The organism is Cohnella cholangitidis (genome assembly GCF_014107495.1).
Taxonomy (GTDB): Bacteria; Bacillota; Bacilli; order Paenibacillales; family Paenibacillaceae; genus Cohnella; species Cohnella cholangitidis.
Genome location: NZ_CP041969.1, coordinates 3,853,804 through 3,869,331, shown reverse-complemented (window position 1 = coordinate 3,869,331; position 15,528 = coordinate 3,853,804). Strand labels below are relative to the sequence as shown.

11 protein-coding genes are annotated in these 15,528 nt (G+C 51.0%); 1 reads left to right on the top strand and 10 read right to left on the bottom strand.

Annotated features, from left to right (window positions below; all coding sequences use genetic code 11):
• Positions 1-1,431 carry an L-fucose/L-arabinose isomerase family protein gene (locus FPL14_RS17930; RefSeq protein ID WP_182299070.1) on the bottom strand — a complete coding sequence of 477 codons (1,431 nt, stop codon included), beginning with the start codon at positions 1,429-1,431 and terminating at the stop codon, positions 1-3.
• A 320-nt stretch (positions 1,432-1,751) separates the two neighbouring features.
• Here FPL14_RS17930 and FPL14_RS17925 point away from each other — a divergent pair, with 320 nt between their 5' ends.
• Positions 1,752-2,801 carry a LacI family DNA-binding transcriptional regulator gene (locus FPL14_RS17925; RefSeq protein ID WP_182299069.1) on the top strand — a complete coding sequence of 350 codons (1,050 nt, stop codon included), beginning with the start codon at positions 1,752-1,754 and terminating at the stop codon, positions 2,799-2,801.
• A gap of 586 nt (positions 2,802-3,387) precedes the next feature.
• On the opposite strand, the gene FPL14_RS17920 is transcribed toward FPL14_RS17925, so the two are convergent.
• The 9 genes from FPL14_RS17920 to FPL14_RS17880 form a co-directional block, all read right to left on the bottom strand.
• Positions 3,388-4,830, bottom strand: coding sequence for a four-carbon acid sugar kinase family protein (locus tag FPL14_RS17920; protein WP_182299068.1), 1,443 nt, complete (start codon positions 4,828-4,830; stop codon positions 3,388-3,390).
• A gap of 6 nt (positions 4,831-4,836) precedes the next feature.
• Positions 4,837-6,105: a ribulose-bisphosphate carboxylase large subunit family protein gene (locus tag FPL14_RS17915; protein ID WP_324617812.1), complete on the bottom strand. Its 1,269-nt coding sequence runs from the start codon at positions 6,103-6,105 to the stop codon at positions 4,837-4,839.
• A 17-nt stretch (positions 6,106-6,122) separates the two neighbouring features.
• Positions 6,123-6,812 carry an aspartate/glutamate racemase family protein gene (locus FPL14_RS17910; protein ID WP_182299067.1) on the bottom strand — a complete coding sequence of 230 codons (690 nt, stop codon included), beginning with the start codon at positions 6,810-6,812 and terminating at the stop codon, positions 6,123-6,125.
• A gap of 24 nt (positions 6,813-6,836) precedes the next feature.
• Entirely contained in the window at positions 6,837-8,564 is a 1,728-nt protein-coding gene (locus FPL14_RS17905; RefSeq protein WP_182299066.1) for a glycoside hydrolase family protein, read from the bottom strand.
• Positions 8,565-8,577: 13 nt separating this feature from the next.
• A complete protein-coding gene (locus tag FPL14_RS17900; protein ID WP_182299065.1) occupies positions 8,578-10,182 on the bottom strand; it encodes a response regulator in 1,605 nt (534 codons plus the stop codon).
• A 36-nt stretch (positions 10,183-10,218) separates the two neighbouring features.
• Complete coding sequence (locus FPL14_RS17895) at positions 10,219-11,037, bottom strand: carbohydrate ABC transporter permease (protein ID WP_182299064.1); 819 nt, start codon at positions 11,035-11,037, stop codon at positions 10,219-10,221.
• The gene (locus FPL14_RS17890; RefSeq protein ID WP_182299063.1) at positions 11,037-11,906 is read right to left on the bottom strand and encodes a carbohydrate ABC transporter permease; all 870 of its coding nucleotides are present in this window, start codon (positions 11,904-11,906) and stop codon (positions 11,037-11,039) included. Before FPL14_RS17890 ends, FPL14_RS17895 begins: the two co-directional genes overlap by 1 nt.
• 197 nt (positions 11,907-12,103) lie before the next feature.
• On the bottom strand, positions 12,104-13,474 hold the full coding sequence (locus tag FPL14_RS17885) for an ABC transporter substrate-binding protein (RefSeq protein ID WP_182299062.1): 1,371 nt from the start codon (positions 13,472-13,474) through the stop codon (positions 12,104-12,106).
• A 115-nt stretch (positions 13,475-13,589) separates the two neighbouring features.
• The gene (locus FPL14_RS17880) at positions 13,590-15,263 is read right to left on the bottom strand and encodes a sensor histidine kinase (protein WP_182299061.1); all 1,674 of its coding nucleotides are present in this window, start codon (positions 15,261-15,263) and stop codon (positions 13,590-13,592) included.
• Positions 15,264-15,528 lie beyond the last annotated feature (265 nt).

Here is a 15,528-nt window from a genome sequence, read left to right as displayed (position 1 = left end):
TTACACGCTCCCCCTCAGCCAAGCTTGAATTTGCGCTTCCGTCGGATCGACGGGATCCGGCGTTAGACCTGGGATATACGAGCACGCTTCATATAAAGAAGGAATAACGTTCGCATGAATACCGACTGAATGATGAACATAAGGCCCTTTGACTAATTTCTCTTCCCACAACGGCCAGTCGTTAACCTCTACCCACACATAGGAGCCCCGAGTGTAAGGTCCTTGAATACCGCGAGCTTTGCCCAAGAACAACTGATACTCCCCATGGTCGCCGTCAAACCGCGCCAGTGTCATATCTCCACCGCGGATCTCGCCTTCATGCGTCCCCGGCGCATGGTCGTCGAAGAGGAAATGCTTGCGTATCTTCGGCTTATCTTCGACGGATAGGGAGACGGGGAAATTACCGCAATGAAACAGCAGCTCTCCGTTCTCGTTCTCGGGATGTCTAATCGTCAAATCCGCGAAAAAAGTCGGTGCTTCGTTCATCGCTGCCGCCTGTACCATAATGGAAGTAATCGCACCGTGAATATCCGTCTCGCAAGTAACCGGAATCTGCTCATCCGTGAGCAGCGCGTTGGCTAAGCAAGGCATGATTCCAATCGCATCCTGCAACGAGGACCAGCACTGGATCGCGATCGCCGTGCTGCCCGTATCTGCCGCGTACTTCTTCATCGCGACTTTAAGCGCCGCCACGCGGCGCACATCGTCGTCCGTTACTTCGGAAACGTCGAGCTTCGCGCGAATGTAAGTAATCGCCTCTTGCATCTCCGTGCTGTTCATTTTCTCTTGGTTTTTCGCCGCTTTCGTGATATCGACGAGAGTGATCGGGTACAATTCGATTCCGAACCTCTCGAGCAGCTCGCCTTCATTACACATCATTGTCCAGAAAGAATGGGGGCGGGGCCCGATTTGCAAAATTCGCAGTTTACGGAAATGCCGAACGACGTTAGCCGCCGAGATGAAGTTTTTGAATCCCCTTTCAAAGACAAGGTCATTCACTCTGCTATTCGTGATATAAGTAAAAGGAACATTGAAACGACGCAGCACCTTTCCTGTTGCAAATAGTCCGCACTGCGTATCCCGCAGCCGCATCCCGTCCTCTAACGGCGCTTCATCTCTTGGGCCCCATAGCAGTACGGGTTTACCTAGACTTTTGGCCACGCGGGCAACGGTATCCTCGGTTCCGAAGTTACAATGGGGGAAAAATACCGCATCCACGTCTTGTTGCTTAAAGTGCTCCGCAATCTGTTCCGCATTGATGCGGTCATCGTAGAGCAAGCCTTCCGAATTCAAGCCCTCAAGATCGACGATGTCGATGTCCATGCCGAAGGAATCCATCTTCTCGCGGATTTGCACCTTGTACTTAAAAGCGTCTTTTTCACTAAACGTAAACCGACGTGTTGGCGCATAACCAAGCTTTATTTTTTTCATTGCCATTTCCCCCTAAACTAAACTAAATTTAATAACTAAACATTATGATATGTTTCCACTAAAAGAAACTAAACTTAAAACTTAACTTCATCCTAGCACCCTATATCTACCCCGTCAATACAAAATAGACACACCTCTCCACGAAAATTTAGCGAAAGTTTAGTGGAAATAACTAAACTAAACGCATTAACGATTGCTATTGTTTAGGAACAATTGTAAACTAAACTTATTATTTGTTGAGCTTGTACCGCTGTCACGGCTTCCCATGGCGGCGGCTTACTGATCGTTCGGAAAATTTGGCGAGGATGGAGAATGTTTGCGTGAAAATGGAGGATATCGCTAAGCAAGCCAATGTATCTAAATCGGCTGTATCCCTGGCTCTTAATGGCAAGCCCGGTATTAGCGAGGATACACGCGAAAGGGTGATCAGAATTGCGCAAGAGTCGGGGTATATCGCGAAAAGAAGAGCGGCCCCCGCTCAAGAGCGCCCCCTCTCGTCCCTGTTATTCCTCGTCTGCGCGAATTCGGGGATCGTATTAGAGCAGTATTATCAACAACCTTTCTTCCGCGAATTGATTCATTACATCGAGGAGCGCTGCCGCTCCAAAGGGTACTCCCTTCAGTTCGCGACCCTGAATACGGAATCGTTGGAACAGAACGTCAAGAGCCTAAGCGAAGATAATCGGAATAGCGGCGTTATCCTGCTAGGAACTAATTTGGGCAGGCAGCAGATCGTAAGCATCGCCGAACATTTGCCGCAGATCGTCGTGCTCGATACCAATTTCGAAACCTTGCCTATTCCTTTTGTTGAAATTAACAATGTCATGGGCGCTTATCAGGCAGGCTCCTATTTATATGAGATCGGCCACCGGGAAATCGGTTATGTCGCTTCTAATGTTCGGATCCATAATTTCAATTCCCGTCAACGAGGCTTCATGTCCGCGCTTGAGGACAGGGAGCTCGCCATTCCCGATAACCGCATATTCTCGGTTGCTCCGACGATCCTCTACTCGCAGGAATCGATGAGGGAGCAGCTCCAGCATTATTTACAAGAGAACGGACGCCTCCCGACGGCTTTGTTCTGCGAATGCGATTATATCGCCATCAGCGCGATGAAGACGCTAAACGAGCTGGGCTTTCGAGTGCCGGAGGATGTGTCCGTCATCGGCTTTGATAATATTACCGAGTCTATGGTCGTCACTCCGGAGCTGACAACGATTCACGTCGAGAAGGAGAAAATGGCGCAGGTCGCAGTCGACATGCTTATCGAGCTTATTCATGAAGGCTTGAACACGACAACGAAAACAACGATCGACACGAAATTCATTGAAAGGTTGTCGTGCCGCGCTCCTATCAACCATTCGAAATAACTTCCCCTGCTTCGTGGTTTGCCAAAGGTAAGCTTAGAGGTCGGGTAGCTTTCAATTGCCCATAATCTGTTCAAGAAAGCAGCAGTACATCAAAAACGAAAAATGTTGGTACAGGAATAACCTGCACCAACATTTTTGTTGTTTAAGCATGATTTTTGACCAAAGTGAGCCGTTCCGTAAGCAAACTTAACTACTTTTGGGTAAGCCTCTTTTCGTTTTTCGCCAGAAAACGCAGGAATCCTATTCATCCACAATGCCCTCGTGGCTTCCGAGATCCCGGGTCTAAGTGTATTCCGTACACTTATTTTAATCCGATATGTCGACTTCTAGCGGTTTAAGTGTATTTTGAACATTTAGTTTACTTCAAACCTCGCATTTCCGGTAAGTCACCCAAAATTAAGTGTACAAAATGCACTTAGTAGTCCACGAAGGTTTAGTGTGTTAAGAACTAAATGTATAAAATGTAGTTAATTCAGCCGCTACTCTGGTGGATTTGAAAGATCTTTTGTTCTAATCACGGGATTTCCGCATGCATGCGAATGCTAATGGGACAGCCCTCTGTCCTCACTTATTCGGAGAAGATCGGTTATCCTCCGCGTCGCACTTGATCAAAGAAGCCGACGCCTCCGACTTGGCCGCCCTTCAGTACCAGTTCCAGGCCGTCAAGCCGAGGGTCGGACGAAGAAGCGCGGCACAGAGGTCCGCCCGGAGTCAACGCGGCAACGCACTCTAGCGCATAAATGCCCAGTTCTCGGGTGACGTAACCGGACGTATCCCCGCCGGCGATGACGATTCGCGTCAGTGCCGTTTCCGTGATAAGCGACTTGGCCAACGACCCGAGTATCGACCCGAGCAGCCGACTGCTGTCGTCGGCACGGTACCCTCCGTCGACGAGCGCCCTGCGGAATTGCGCGATACTGCTGTCGCTTGGTCCCGTTGCCGAATATAGGATGACGCTCCTCCCCTGCTTCAGCAGCGCTCTCGCGTCTTCCATAAGCCGATCGCGCGCATGTATTGCAGTCTCAGGGTTGATCCATTCTTCCACAGGAACGCGCAGTCCGACAAAACCCTCTGCCAGAGCGGCATGAATCTGCCCCTCGGTAACGGGCGAGCAACTCCCGGATACGACGAGCAGCCGATCAACGGACGAGACGCCGGTCGGAATATCCGGCTGTCGTTCAACCCGCCCTTCCGACTTCCAGCAAGCGCCAAGCGCATATTCGATTCCGGACGAGCCGATGACGAACAGGCCATCGCTTCGCTCAGCCTCCTCCCAAATGAGCTGTCCGGCCGTCTCCAGTCGTTCTTCATCCAGCACATCGAACAGAACGATCCCGGGTTGCTCCGCGGATACGCATAGGTTCAGCCGTTCGCGCACGTCGGTAAACTCGCCTTGCAGCGCCAATATATCGATCAAGGAGATCCGATACTCGCTTTGCTCGGCGAGATGCTTGCGCAGATCCGCTTCCTTCATCGGAGTGATGGGATGCCGCGACATCGTCGGATGCCGGTCCAACCGGTGAATCTCCCCTCCTGCCGCTGCGAAATGATTGCCGAACAACGTATATCGGCCCAAATACGGCACGCCGACAAGCAGCGGAATAAATCGGCCGCCGAACGTTTCGCGCCCGATTCGGGCTGCCGTTCCGATATTGCCGATTTCCGGAGAGGAATCGAAGGTCGAGCAAATTTTATAATGTATGATAGCCGCTTCGGCTTTCTTCAACGTCTGGAAGATCGGGCGCAGCTCCTGCCCTGCCTCATCCGGCGACAAGGATCGTCCGATGCCGGCGACTCCGAACGCTTCCAACGAAGCGAAGCGTCCCCGAAGCTGTTCGTCGCTTGGCGGCTCCAGGAACAGAGCGGTTCTCACGCCGGCGCGAAACAGCGATTCCAGAACATCCGTCGAGCCGGTGAAATCGTCCCCGTAGTAACAGAGCAACTTGCTAGGTCGACGATCATTGGCTACGGATACGGCGCGATGCCCAACGTCCGAATGTGCCTGCTCTAAGGGTAACGGTTCCGTCATCGCCGATCAGCCCTTTCCATATTTCTCGATCGCACGTTTAAGCGGCACGTGTTTCTCTGCGTATTCCTCAAGCGGGATGCCTTTGACCGCCGCTTCCCATCCCAGCTTCATGCTTTCGAACCCGGCAGCCGCGCCATCCGGATGCGCCAGAATGCCTCCGCCCGCCAAATGCATGACGTCAACCGTGCGAGTAGCCGCGTATGTGGCCGGAGCCGTACCTGCCCATTGCGCCGAGGATACGACCGGCATCGTCGCGTATCCACCATACATAGGCGCTACGCATGCCTGAATGGATCGAACGACAGAGTCGTTGCTCTCATAGAACTTGCTATTCAGCCCATTGACGTGGAGATGATCCGCACCGGCTAACCGGCAAAGCTTCTGGTACGCGGAAAACTCGAAACCGAGCAGCGGGGAGCGGGTCAGCATCCCCCACTGATTGCGATGCCCGTGAATCGGCACTTCGCTATACTCGTTCAGATGGGCCAATCCGGCTAATCCGATACTCATGATGCTGACCATGACGCAATTACCGCCGGCCTTCACGACCAAGTCGTGATTGCGTTTCATCTCTTCAATGTCGCCCGTAATGTTGAAAGCGTACATGATTTTTTTGCCCTTGGCGTCGGCTGCCCTCTCGATGGCTTCCATGACGGACTTTACTTTCAGTTCTAGAGGCGCATAAGGCGGATTCGCGTTCAGCTCGTCATCCTTGATAAAATCGAGTCCCGCTTCGGATACGTCCATGATGATCCGCTGTAAATCCTCCATCGCCAAGCCGATACTCGGCTTTACAATCGTCCCTAGAATGGGACGATCATAGACGCCTGTTAATCGGCGTGTCCCTTCGATGCCGAATTTCGGACCGGAATACTGGGCAGCGAATGCGTCCGGAAGTTCCAAATCGACTAACCGCAATCCGGATAACTCTTGCAATTCATATAGGTTGCCCGCAATCGCGGACATGAGGTTTGGAATGGACGGACCGAAGTTGTGCAAAGGAAATGACACCGACACGAGCCCCCGCCGATAAAACCCGTCATGTCCGGGCGGCGTCTTAGAGCCGGGTAGCGAAGGCTCCTTCACCGCCTCCAGCTCTACGATGTTCTCGACGCGAGCGCCATGCTTGCGCTTCAACTCGTCCGTTTCTCCGGGAACGGCCGTGAACGTTCCCGTAGACTGTTCTCCGGCGATTACCTCGGCTGCCCTCTGCAAGGTGTAAGGCGTCTCGACGAGATAGACGGCGATCACTCTATCCTGAACCAACGTAACCAATGGAATAACCTCCGTTTCTATGCCTTCCCGCTTCCTGCCTGCTCGACGTCAAGCCGCCGCAGCACCGCCTTCACTTGCTCAACGCCAAGCCGCGGACTGGACAATACCGGTTTACCCGTCGCTTCGCGCAGCCCGTTCTCCATACGCGCCATCGAACCTTGCGCTAGCACGAGCGCATCCGCTTGCTCGCAAACCCGTTTGGCCGTTTCCAGCAATATTCGGTCGTGTTCCTCGGGCTTTCCTCCGACCAAAGCATCGAATGCGCCTTCCGCCAGTCCTTTAACCAATGTAACGTCTTTACCAAGCAGGCCCGCTTCCCTTTGAATCAATCGCACCGTCGGGTCAAGCGTAGAGGGCAGCGTCGCGAGAACCGCGATCCGGTTATATTCCGCGGCAGCTTTGGCCGCCATCGATTGATCGATTTTGACAATGGGTACCCCGATCATCGGACCGGCGCTGTCCGCGACTTCGCCCACGGACGAGCATGTATTCAGAATAACGTCCGCGCCAAGCTCTTCTCCGTTATGATAATATTGCACGAGTCTTCTAGCGACGCCGGGAGGTACATGCCCTGCCTTTACTACGTCTCCGATCAGGCTGTCGTCGATAATATTCACTAGACGAACGTCCGGCAACAATTCCTTGAATACCGCTTTAAGCGGATCGGCTAACCCTTGGCCGGTATAGACGGCTACAACCGTTCTCATTCCTCAACGCCTCCTCGATTTGATCTACCAGACGAGCTCGTTCTCGATCCGACGGAATCCGCCTTCGCGCATCGGCGCTTTGTCGTAAACTTTGCGCCCGCTATAGAAAGGATGCTTCGTACCCGCCGGGGATATATTGACAACATCGTCTCCGCGCCATTCGGTCTCGAACACTTGGCCGATGGCCGTCTCGATCGTCTTGCGACGAGACAGTGGGAATTCGATCGTTATCGTCTCGCCTGCGGTTGCCGCGCCTAACGCCAAGAAGCATTCATTGACCCAAGAGCTCGGCTCGCTTCCTTTGCCCGTACGGATCTCGCCGCCGTTCAACTCTCGAGTATACGAAACCTTCGCGAAGCCCGCCCATTCCGGAATGCGTACGAGCAGACGCTTAATGTCTGCGCGAATATGCAGCACCAGCTTGCCTTCGTGCGGAAGATAGCTGTCTACGTCCAGCCACTTGGAACCGCGGTTGAGCAGAAAATTGACGCTGACCGTGCCGTTCTTCTCGGTAACCGTATTGCTCCAGCCCATGTACAAGCCGCGAGTTCCCGAGCCTAAGCAGCAGATTTGCAAATCATTCGTATGTCCTCGCCCATGGTTTACATCGCAGCAAAAGTCGTTCGGCGCGGAATAACCGGCGAAAGCACCGCGCGTCCGCTGCGCGATGTTATGGTAAGTAATTTTTCCGGGCACGTCTTTGGACCGATCGTCCGATTCTTTCACCCAGTCCATGTCCAATAGTTGAGATTCCGTTAAATGATTGCGAATATATTTCTCCACGACGCTCCAATATTTCGTATATCCGCTCTTCGCGAGCGTAATCCCCGTAGCGATCAGATCGACTAAAGAGCATGTTTCGTGCTCGTACGCCTGCTCCTTCATATCGCCGGGCGTCCAGCCGAATGCCGTGCATTGCGTAACCGCCCAAGCGTAACTCTTTTCGACATAGCTAATCAAAGCTGCATCTCCGGTGAACACGCCGAATCTAGCAAGCGCGTCAAGAGTGCCAAGACGGGTATGGAAGTGTCCGCTGCGATACGCCAGCGAATCATTGAAGCTGCCGTCCGCATTGAACACGCCGCTGCGCTGTACGATCAGCGCGGTGAAAAATTGACATAACTCGAACGCATCTTGATTCCCCGTCAGCTCATGGTACTTCAGCAACGGCATGACCAATCTGCCGCAGAAGGCGGCCGGATCCGGAGCCAGGCGAAGCAGAATTTGATTGGAAGAAGGCCAACCGCCTTCTTTGTATTCCGAGGATGGATAATACCAAATATCCTTCTCTTTGATCGCGACCCGCTTAAGCGCCGCGACGTGCTTGTCGGCCGCCTCCTTCACCTTTGGATCTTTCGTGTCCATATACCATGTCGTCAGAGATAGGATGACCGCGCGCTGGTCAATGAAATTCGCGTTCGGTTCCCAATCGTAGTTAGGGTTTTTCTGGCGGTAGCTTAAACCGTCTTCCTTGAAGAAGGACAGCAGGTTCGAGCGGTATTTCTCTTCGATATCGGTGCCGAACGTTTCGCCGGACATATGGCGGGCGAGAATCATTCCGTCGACCATCCGTCCGTGCGAGGATCCATAATCCCAATCTCCGTGCGTTAGGTTGGCCGGGTCGGTCATGAGATTGGCGGCGAAAAACGGGATGTCGTTATAATCGCGGTCCGCCATGCCGGCAATCGCATTCATTGCGTGTCCGGCTCTTTCTTCCAGCGTTAGCGTATCCGGTATTTGTCTCTTTTCCATATCGGTTCTCTCCTTAAGTTTTCTCTAAGCGGCACCCATGCGAGCTGCGGAATTCTCCGATCGTCATTCCGGTTTTTTTCTTGAAAATCTGGCTGAAATAACGATAATCCTCGTATCCGACTTTACTCGCGATTTCATAGTTTTTATGATTCGTATATTTTAAATAATCGATAGACTTGGCAATCCGATAATCGGTTAAATAATCGACGAAGTTTTGACCCGTCGTCTTCTTAAACAGCCTGCTCAAGTAGTCGGGATTCAGAAACCGGCTTTCCGCGATGTGCTGCAAGGAAAGCGGCTGAGCATATTGAACTTCGATCAGCTTTTGGATTTCCCTTACGATTTTTTCTCCTTGATTAGCTCGCGGGTTGCTATAATACGAAATCACGGCAGGGATCACGTAACGATCGAAGATTTCGCGGATTGAAACGGCATCATTGCGGACTTGAATCAATTCCGTATAGCCGATCGGCCCCTTACCGCCGATCTCCTCCAAGCTCGAATGCGCGGCTTGAAGCATCCGTTCGATCGAATGGACGAGCATGGAAGCGCATCGTTGAAGATGGTCGACGGTCATTCCATCCCCGGAGATCGCCTCGAAGAAACGATTAAACTCCGCATAGGCCGCTTCTTCGTTGCCTGTCTGCAGCGTAAGAAGCATGACGTCTTCTTTGTGTTGCGGATATTGGATCATGCGGCTTCTCTGTTCCGGGTCAGGAGTAGAAAGCAAAATCGCACCCGCATCTCCCAATTTCTTGCCGGCTAACAGTTGTTTAGCCTGCTTATAAGCCTGCTGAATCGTCGCAACGCTCTCCACTTTATCGATGACGCCGACGCTGTAGCTGACATCCGCTTGCTGCTTTAATTGATTTTGCAGAAATGCGATAAACGGGTACAATTCCTTCGAATTCAATGCGCCTGAACGACCCGCGACCGTGATGACGATTTCCCCGGTTCCACCCAATACTGTTGCGAGGGCGAAATCCCATGATCCGTTAAAATAAAAACCTCTATCCGCCGCAAGCTTCTTCTGCAGGTACGCTACGTGCTGCTCGGTCTCATATCGATCGCAGAACCGGTCCGGTAGAGCGACAAGCAGAATGAATGGATGATTCTTCCATTCAACAGGAGGCTGAATGCCCCTTTCCAGCATCGATTGAATCGGCTGTTCAGAATAAAACAGCGCGTTCCAAAGCCAGTTCTCGCCTGGGCCGACCTGTTTCTCACGATGGATCGCATCACGCTCATCCAACTTAGAGGTCACCTTTCCTAGGACGGCGATCAGTTCTTCTTTCTTGACCGGTTTAAGCAAATAATCGAATGCTCCGCAACGGATCGCTTCGCTCGTATATTCGAAATCGGAATATCCGCTGACGACGATGGTCAGCAAATCCGGCAAATCCCGCTTGAGCATACCTAGTAATTGCTTGCCGTCCAAGCCGGGCATGCGCATGTCCAGAAACAACAAATCCGGTTTCTTCTCGATCGCCAAATCGTACGCATCTTGCCCATCCCCGGCCTCCCCGGCCAGTTCAAGTCCCATCTCGTCCCAAGGGATAGCTCCGATCAGGCCGCGTCGAATCCAACGTTCATCGTCGACAATGATCACTTGCCTCATCGTATCCGCCTCCTTGTTCTGGTGTATTGCCGGAACTCAGCCTTTCATGGAACCTGCGGTCAACCCGTCTATGATATAGCGCTGCAAGAACAAATAAATGACAAGCACGGGACTAATAACAACGATCATGAAGGCGAACACAATGCCCCAGTTCGTACTGTAGAGCGTTACGAAATTAAAAACTTGCAGAACGATCGTCCACTTCGTACTGTCGGTAACCAGATAGAACGGCCCGAAGAAATCGTTCCATACCGATACGATAACGACGATGGATACCGTGACGAGCACCGTGCTGATGAGCGGAAGAATGATTCGGAAAAACAACCGGAAATAACCGCAACCTTCCAGCAGCGCCGCCTCATCCAACTCGCGCGGGATCGATTTCATGAAACCGACGAGCAAAAACACCGCGAAAGGAAGCAAGACGGCCGCATAATACATAATGATGCTGAAATAAGTTCCTTTAATATGCAGGTCGCCCATCAATTTGATCGTCGGAATGATGGACACCGGAACAATCAATCCCATAATGAAAGCAAGATAGACGAAATTGAGAAATTTACCGCCTCGGCGTTGAATAATAAACGCCGACATCGCTGCGAACAAGTTAACGCAAACGACGGTTAAGCCGGAGATCAAGAAGCTGTTCTTAAATCCGCGAATGATATTGTCCTGCTTGAAGACGTCCTTGTAGTTGCCGAATTCCCAAGTCGTTGGCAAGGAAAGGCCGAATAGGGCCGATTCCCGTATTCCTTTGAAGGAGTTTACCAGGATCATGAAAAATGGAATCAGAATGAGGAGAGCAAGCGCGATGGCTACGATCTCTAGCGCGATTAAAGAGCTTCGCCTCGTCATCACATTTCGACCTCCCTTTTCTTCATCATCATCAATACCGGTACGCCTACAATCGTTACGAATCCGAATAGAAGCATGTTTACCGCGGTTGCGTAGCCCATCTCGCCCGAACTGAACGTCGTGCGAATCAAGGTATAGAATACTTCTGTCGTATAGCCCGGCCCGCCCTCGGTCAATACCATGACGATCTCGAATACTTTCATCGAACCGATCATCGCCAGCAATACATTTACCGTAAATGCAGGTGCCAGCAGAGGGAACACGATATGCTTGAAGCGGGTCCAGTAATTCGCTCCATCGATGGACGAGCTCTCGATCAAATCCTTGGGGATGAACTGCAAGCCCGCCAGGTAGACGACCATCGAGAATCCGGCGACGCGCCAAATGTCCGTTATGATGATCGTAAACAGCGCGTATTTCGGATCGTTCAGCCAATCCTGCATCATGAAATCGAGGCCGACTAAGTCGAGAAACTGATTGACTACCCCATGCTCGGGATGATAGATGGCGCGAAAAATATACCCGATCACAAGAGGAGCGATGACATAAGGCATGAAGAAGATCATGCGCAATAAGTTGCGGGATTTCAGCTTTTCGTTCAGAATCAACGCCAGCGCGATTCCCGTTACGTTCTGAAGCACGGTAACCGCGGCAGCGAAAATAAGCGTATTCGTAAAAGCTTGCTTAAGGCGAGGTTCATTGAATAATTCGACGTAGTTGTCCAATCCGATAAACTTGATATCGTCGGCATTAATGTTCCAATCCGTAAAGCTGTAATAGACCCCGATAATCGTCGGAACGATGAAGAACAATAGGAATACCGCGATTGCCGGAAATGAAAAATAAAGCGGATACTTCAGCCTCTTCACGTTAATCCCTCCTTCCAAGTAAAACGGCTTCACCGTCCATGTGACGGCGGCACGCGTTTGCATCGAGCTATCGGATAAGCACTAAGCAAGCGTGAAACTTTAACTTCCGATAGTCTATAAAAGGGAGGGACCGCCTCGCCCAGAACAAACTCTGCAGCGAAGCCGTCCCTCCTTTGTCGTGTACTGTTGGCGAATCTTTATTCGAAGCCTGTCAAGCGTTTGGATTTGCCGTCTTTAATATAGTTAGCGGCCATCTCGTTAATTGCCTTGTCTACATCCCCATCGATGTGGAAGTTTTGCAACGTTTTGCCTAGATCCAGGAACGAAGCGGTCAGACGATTTTGTACGTTGACGGTCGACTTGCCCGCGTCGATGAACCCTTGAACCGTTTGTTGTACCGGATACATCTCGCTCGTTGCGCCTTTGAAGATCGGAATTCCGGGTTGGCTTGCATAGAAAGTATTAATGCTCTCCTGCGAAAGCATGAATTTAACCAATTCTTTCGCTTGCTCCAGATGCTTCGCCTTGGAAGGAACCATTAACTGGTTCGGCGGAGTAATCATCGCGGTTCCGGCATCCGTAGCGGACGGGAACGGGAAGAATCCGACTTTGTCCGTCAGGAACTCTTTGCCGAATTTTTTCTCCAATTGCGGCAGAACGCCGTCCAGCATGAAGATCATTCCGACTTTACCGTCGCCGAACTCATTTTGCATCTCGTCGTAAGTTCCCGAGAGCGCGTTTTTCTGGAATAGATCAAGAGCTTTCAACTCTTTCGATTTAGCGAACAAATCTTTCAGCTCGGCAATGTCCGACAGCTTCATCCCGTTTACGTTCAGCTTCTGAACGCCTTCGGCGCCGACGGCTTGATCGACCTGAGATACCCAGCCCGACAAATAAAAGATTTGCGTCGGCCAGCCTTCTTTGACCGCTTCGTAGAACGGCGTAACGCCGGCCGCTTTGATTTTTTGGGCGATCTCGATGAAATCGGCATAGTTTTTCGGGGGTTCTACGCCGGCTTTCGCGAAGACGTCTTTGTTGTAGAAAACGCCCATCTGACCGGTTTTGCCGAATGGAACGCCATACGCAAGACCTTCAGGCGTTTTCTGGAATTCTGCAATAGATTCGATAATGTTGTCCCATACGCCCGCTTCTTTGGACCACTCGTACAGCGTCTCGTCCGCTCTAAGCTTCACATACTGCTTCGTGCCTGGCTGCATGAGGAACACATCCGGGAAATCGCCGGTTGAGAACCGGGTTTTCAGCATATTGTCGTAATCTCCGCCGGGAAGCGCTTGGACTTCGACTTTATTGCCGGTTTGTTTTTGGAATTCAGCGAAGATCTTGTTGTACGGAGTTACATCGTCCGTATTCGGAATCAGGAAAGTCAGCGTAACGGGATCCTTCTTCGGCTCGGCCGATGGACTTGCTGCCGGCGAACTTGCGGAAGCGCTTTCCGAAGCGCCGGACGACGGCGAGGCATTCTCCTTCTTATTGCCGCCGCATGCGGTCAGTGAAAGAGCAACCAGCATCACGGTTAATAAGAGATAAATCGCTTTCATTTTTCTCATTCGTTGACACCCTCTCAGACGTAATCGCTTACAACCTGATTATATGAAACCGCTTCCGAAGACCCCATTCACGATTATGACCTGTTATGTTTAATATTCTTACCTCTTTGTCGAATCAATCCTCGAACAGGGGAAAGACCATCGTGATTTCCGTTCCGGCCCCTTTTTTGCTGTCTATGAAGAAATCAAAATCGTCGCCGAAACGAATCACATACCGCGAGTACACGTTAGCGATTCCGATTCCGTTCTCTTGGGCAGAGAATGTTACTTCCGCTTGTTGCAATGGCGGTTTCAGTTTTTCCCTGATCTCCTTTAGCCTTCTCTCCGATATGCCGACGCCGTCATCTTTAATGGAGAGTCTGATACGAGATTGTTCGCGCTGAGCGGAGATCGTTATGTTTCCTTTTCCGCGCTTGCGCTCGATTCCGTGAAATACGGCATTCTCAACAAGGGGTTGCAGCGTCATTTTTAATAACGGAGTTCCGTACAACTCTTCTTCAATATGCTGATAATAGACAATCTTGTCCTCGAACCGAATGCTCTGAATCTTAATGTAAGCGTCGATCTGTACGAGTTCCTCTTGCAGCGTGACAATTTCGTCCCGGTTTCTGGTATTATACCTAAACATGTCCGCGAGCGATTGCGCCATTACGCTAATTTCAGGCACCTTATAATAATCCGACATCGAGCGAATGCTATCGAGCGTGTTATAGAGAAAATGCGGGTTGATCTGGGAATAAAGCATCGCAAGCTCCACTTCCTGCAGCTTGATCTGGTTCAAATACTTCGTCTCGATCAACGTCTGAAGCTCGTCCTGCATCGCGTTGAAGTTTTTTCCGATGAGGCCGATTTCATCATTCCGATCAACCTCGATCCTTATGGAGAAGTCGCCCCGCTTAATGCGATTGACCGATTTGAATAAGTTCAGGATCGGCTTCGTAATTCGTTGACCGAAAATCATGGAGATAAGGAACGTAATGACGAATGCGATCAGCGCGGTAAAAATAACCGTCGTCTTGATCTTGTCGAGCGCTCCGAATATTTCAACCCGCGGCGTGACGAGCACCGCTTTCCAATCCGAATATTCGGAACGCGTATACGTAACGAGCATTTCCCGATCGCCGACTTGCGTCCAGAATCTCCCTTCCTTTCCGATCGCCTGCCCCAGTTTATCAGTTTCGGAGAGGGAGCTCGGATGGTCGCCGGATTCGTAAATAAGCCGATTACCCTCGTCCAGAATAACGATCTGACTGTTCTCGGATAGATTATCGTTTTGTCCGATACTGCGGAATAGACTGGATCTGTATTCCGTCCTCACGATAATAAAGCGGTCGGGATTCGAGAAGTCCCGGATCATGATAGAAGAAAAATAGGAGGCCACTTCCGATGAGTCTTTCCCGTCCCGTGCAACCAATCCGCTAAAAAACACTTCCCCGTCCTTAGCGACAGTAGCACGGAACCATTCCGAATTGCGCACCTGCGCCGGTGTCCAAGGCTTCCGTGCATCCGAAGAGCTTAACAGCTCCCCGTTGCTATAATAGATTTGGAATCGGATAAAATCACGGATCGGAGTAACGTTAAAGCTTCTTAAGTAGAGATCCCCGATATTCTGCCGGAACAGAAACTTCTCTTTGTCGCTCATATCTTCATAACGGTTAATTCCGTCGACATATTCAGAATCAGTATAGGGTGCCAGCAATAAATTTCGTTTACTGTGAAAGTCGTTGTCGATATTGTTCTCGATCTGCCTTATGACTTGCATACTGGCCGATTCGATTCTCTCGGCCATGCTCTTGTAGGAGATATAGAAAGATACGGTTCCGACCAACGCAATGCTAAGCAAGATGACGACAAAGTAGCTAAATAGAAGTACGGTGCGAATGCGGATGTCGGTCGCCCCCTTTCTCGATGATAGCGTTTACAATATCAAAAATAACTAGCTCCTGCAACGGAAATTCCTGCTTAAACGTGCTTCTCGTTAGCCATCATAAAGTGTCTTTAACCTTTATAACGATTGAGAAGGCCCATGCGCAATTGCATGGACCTCTCTCTGA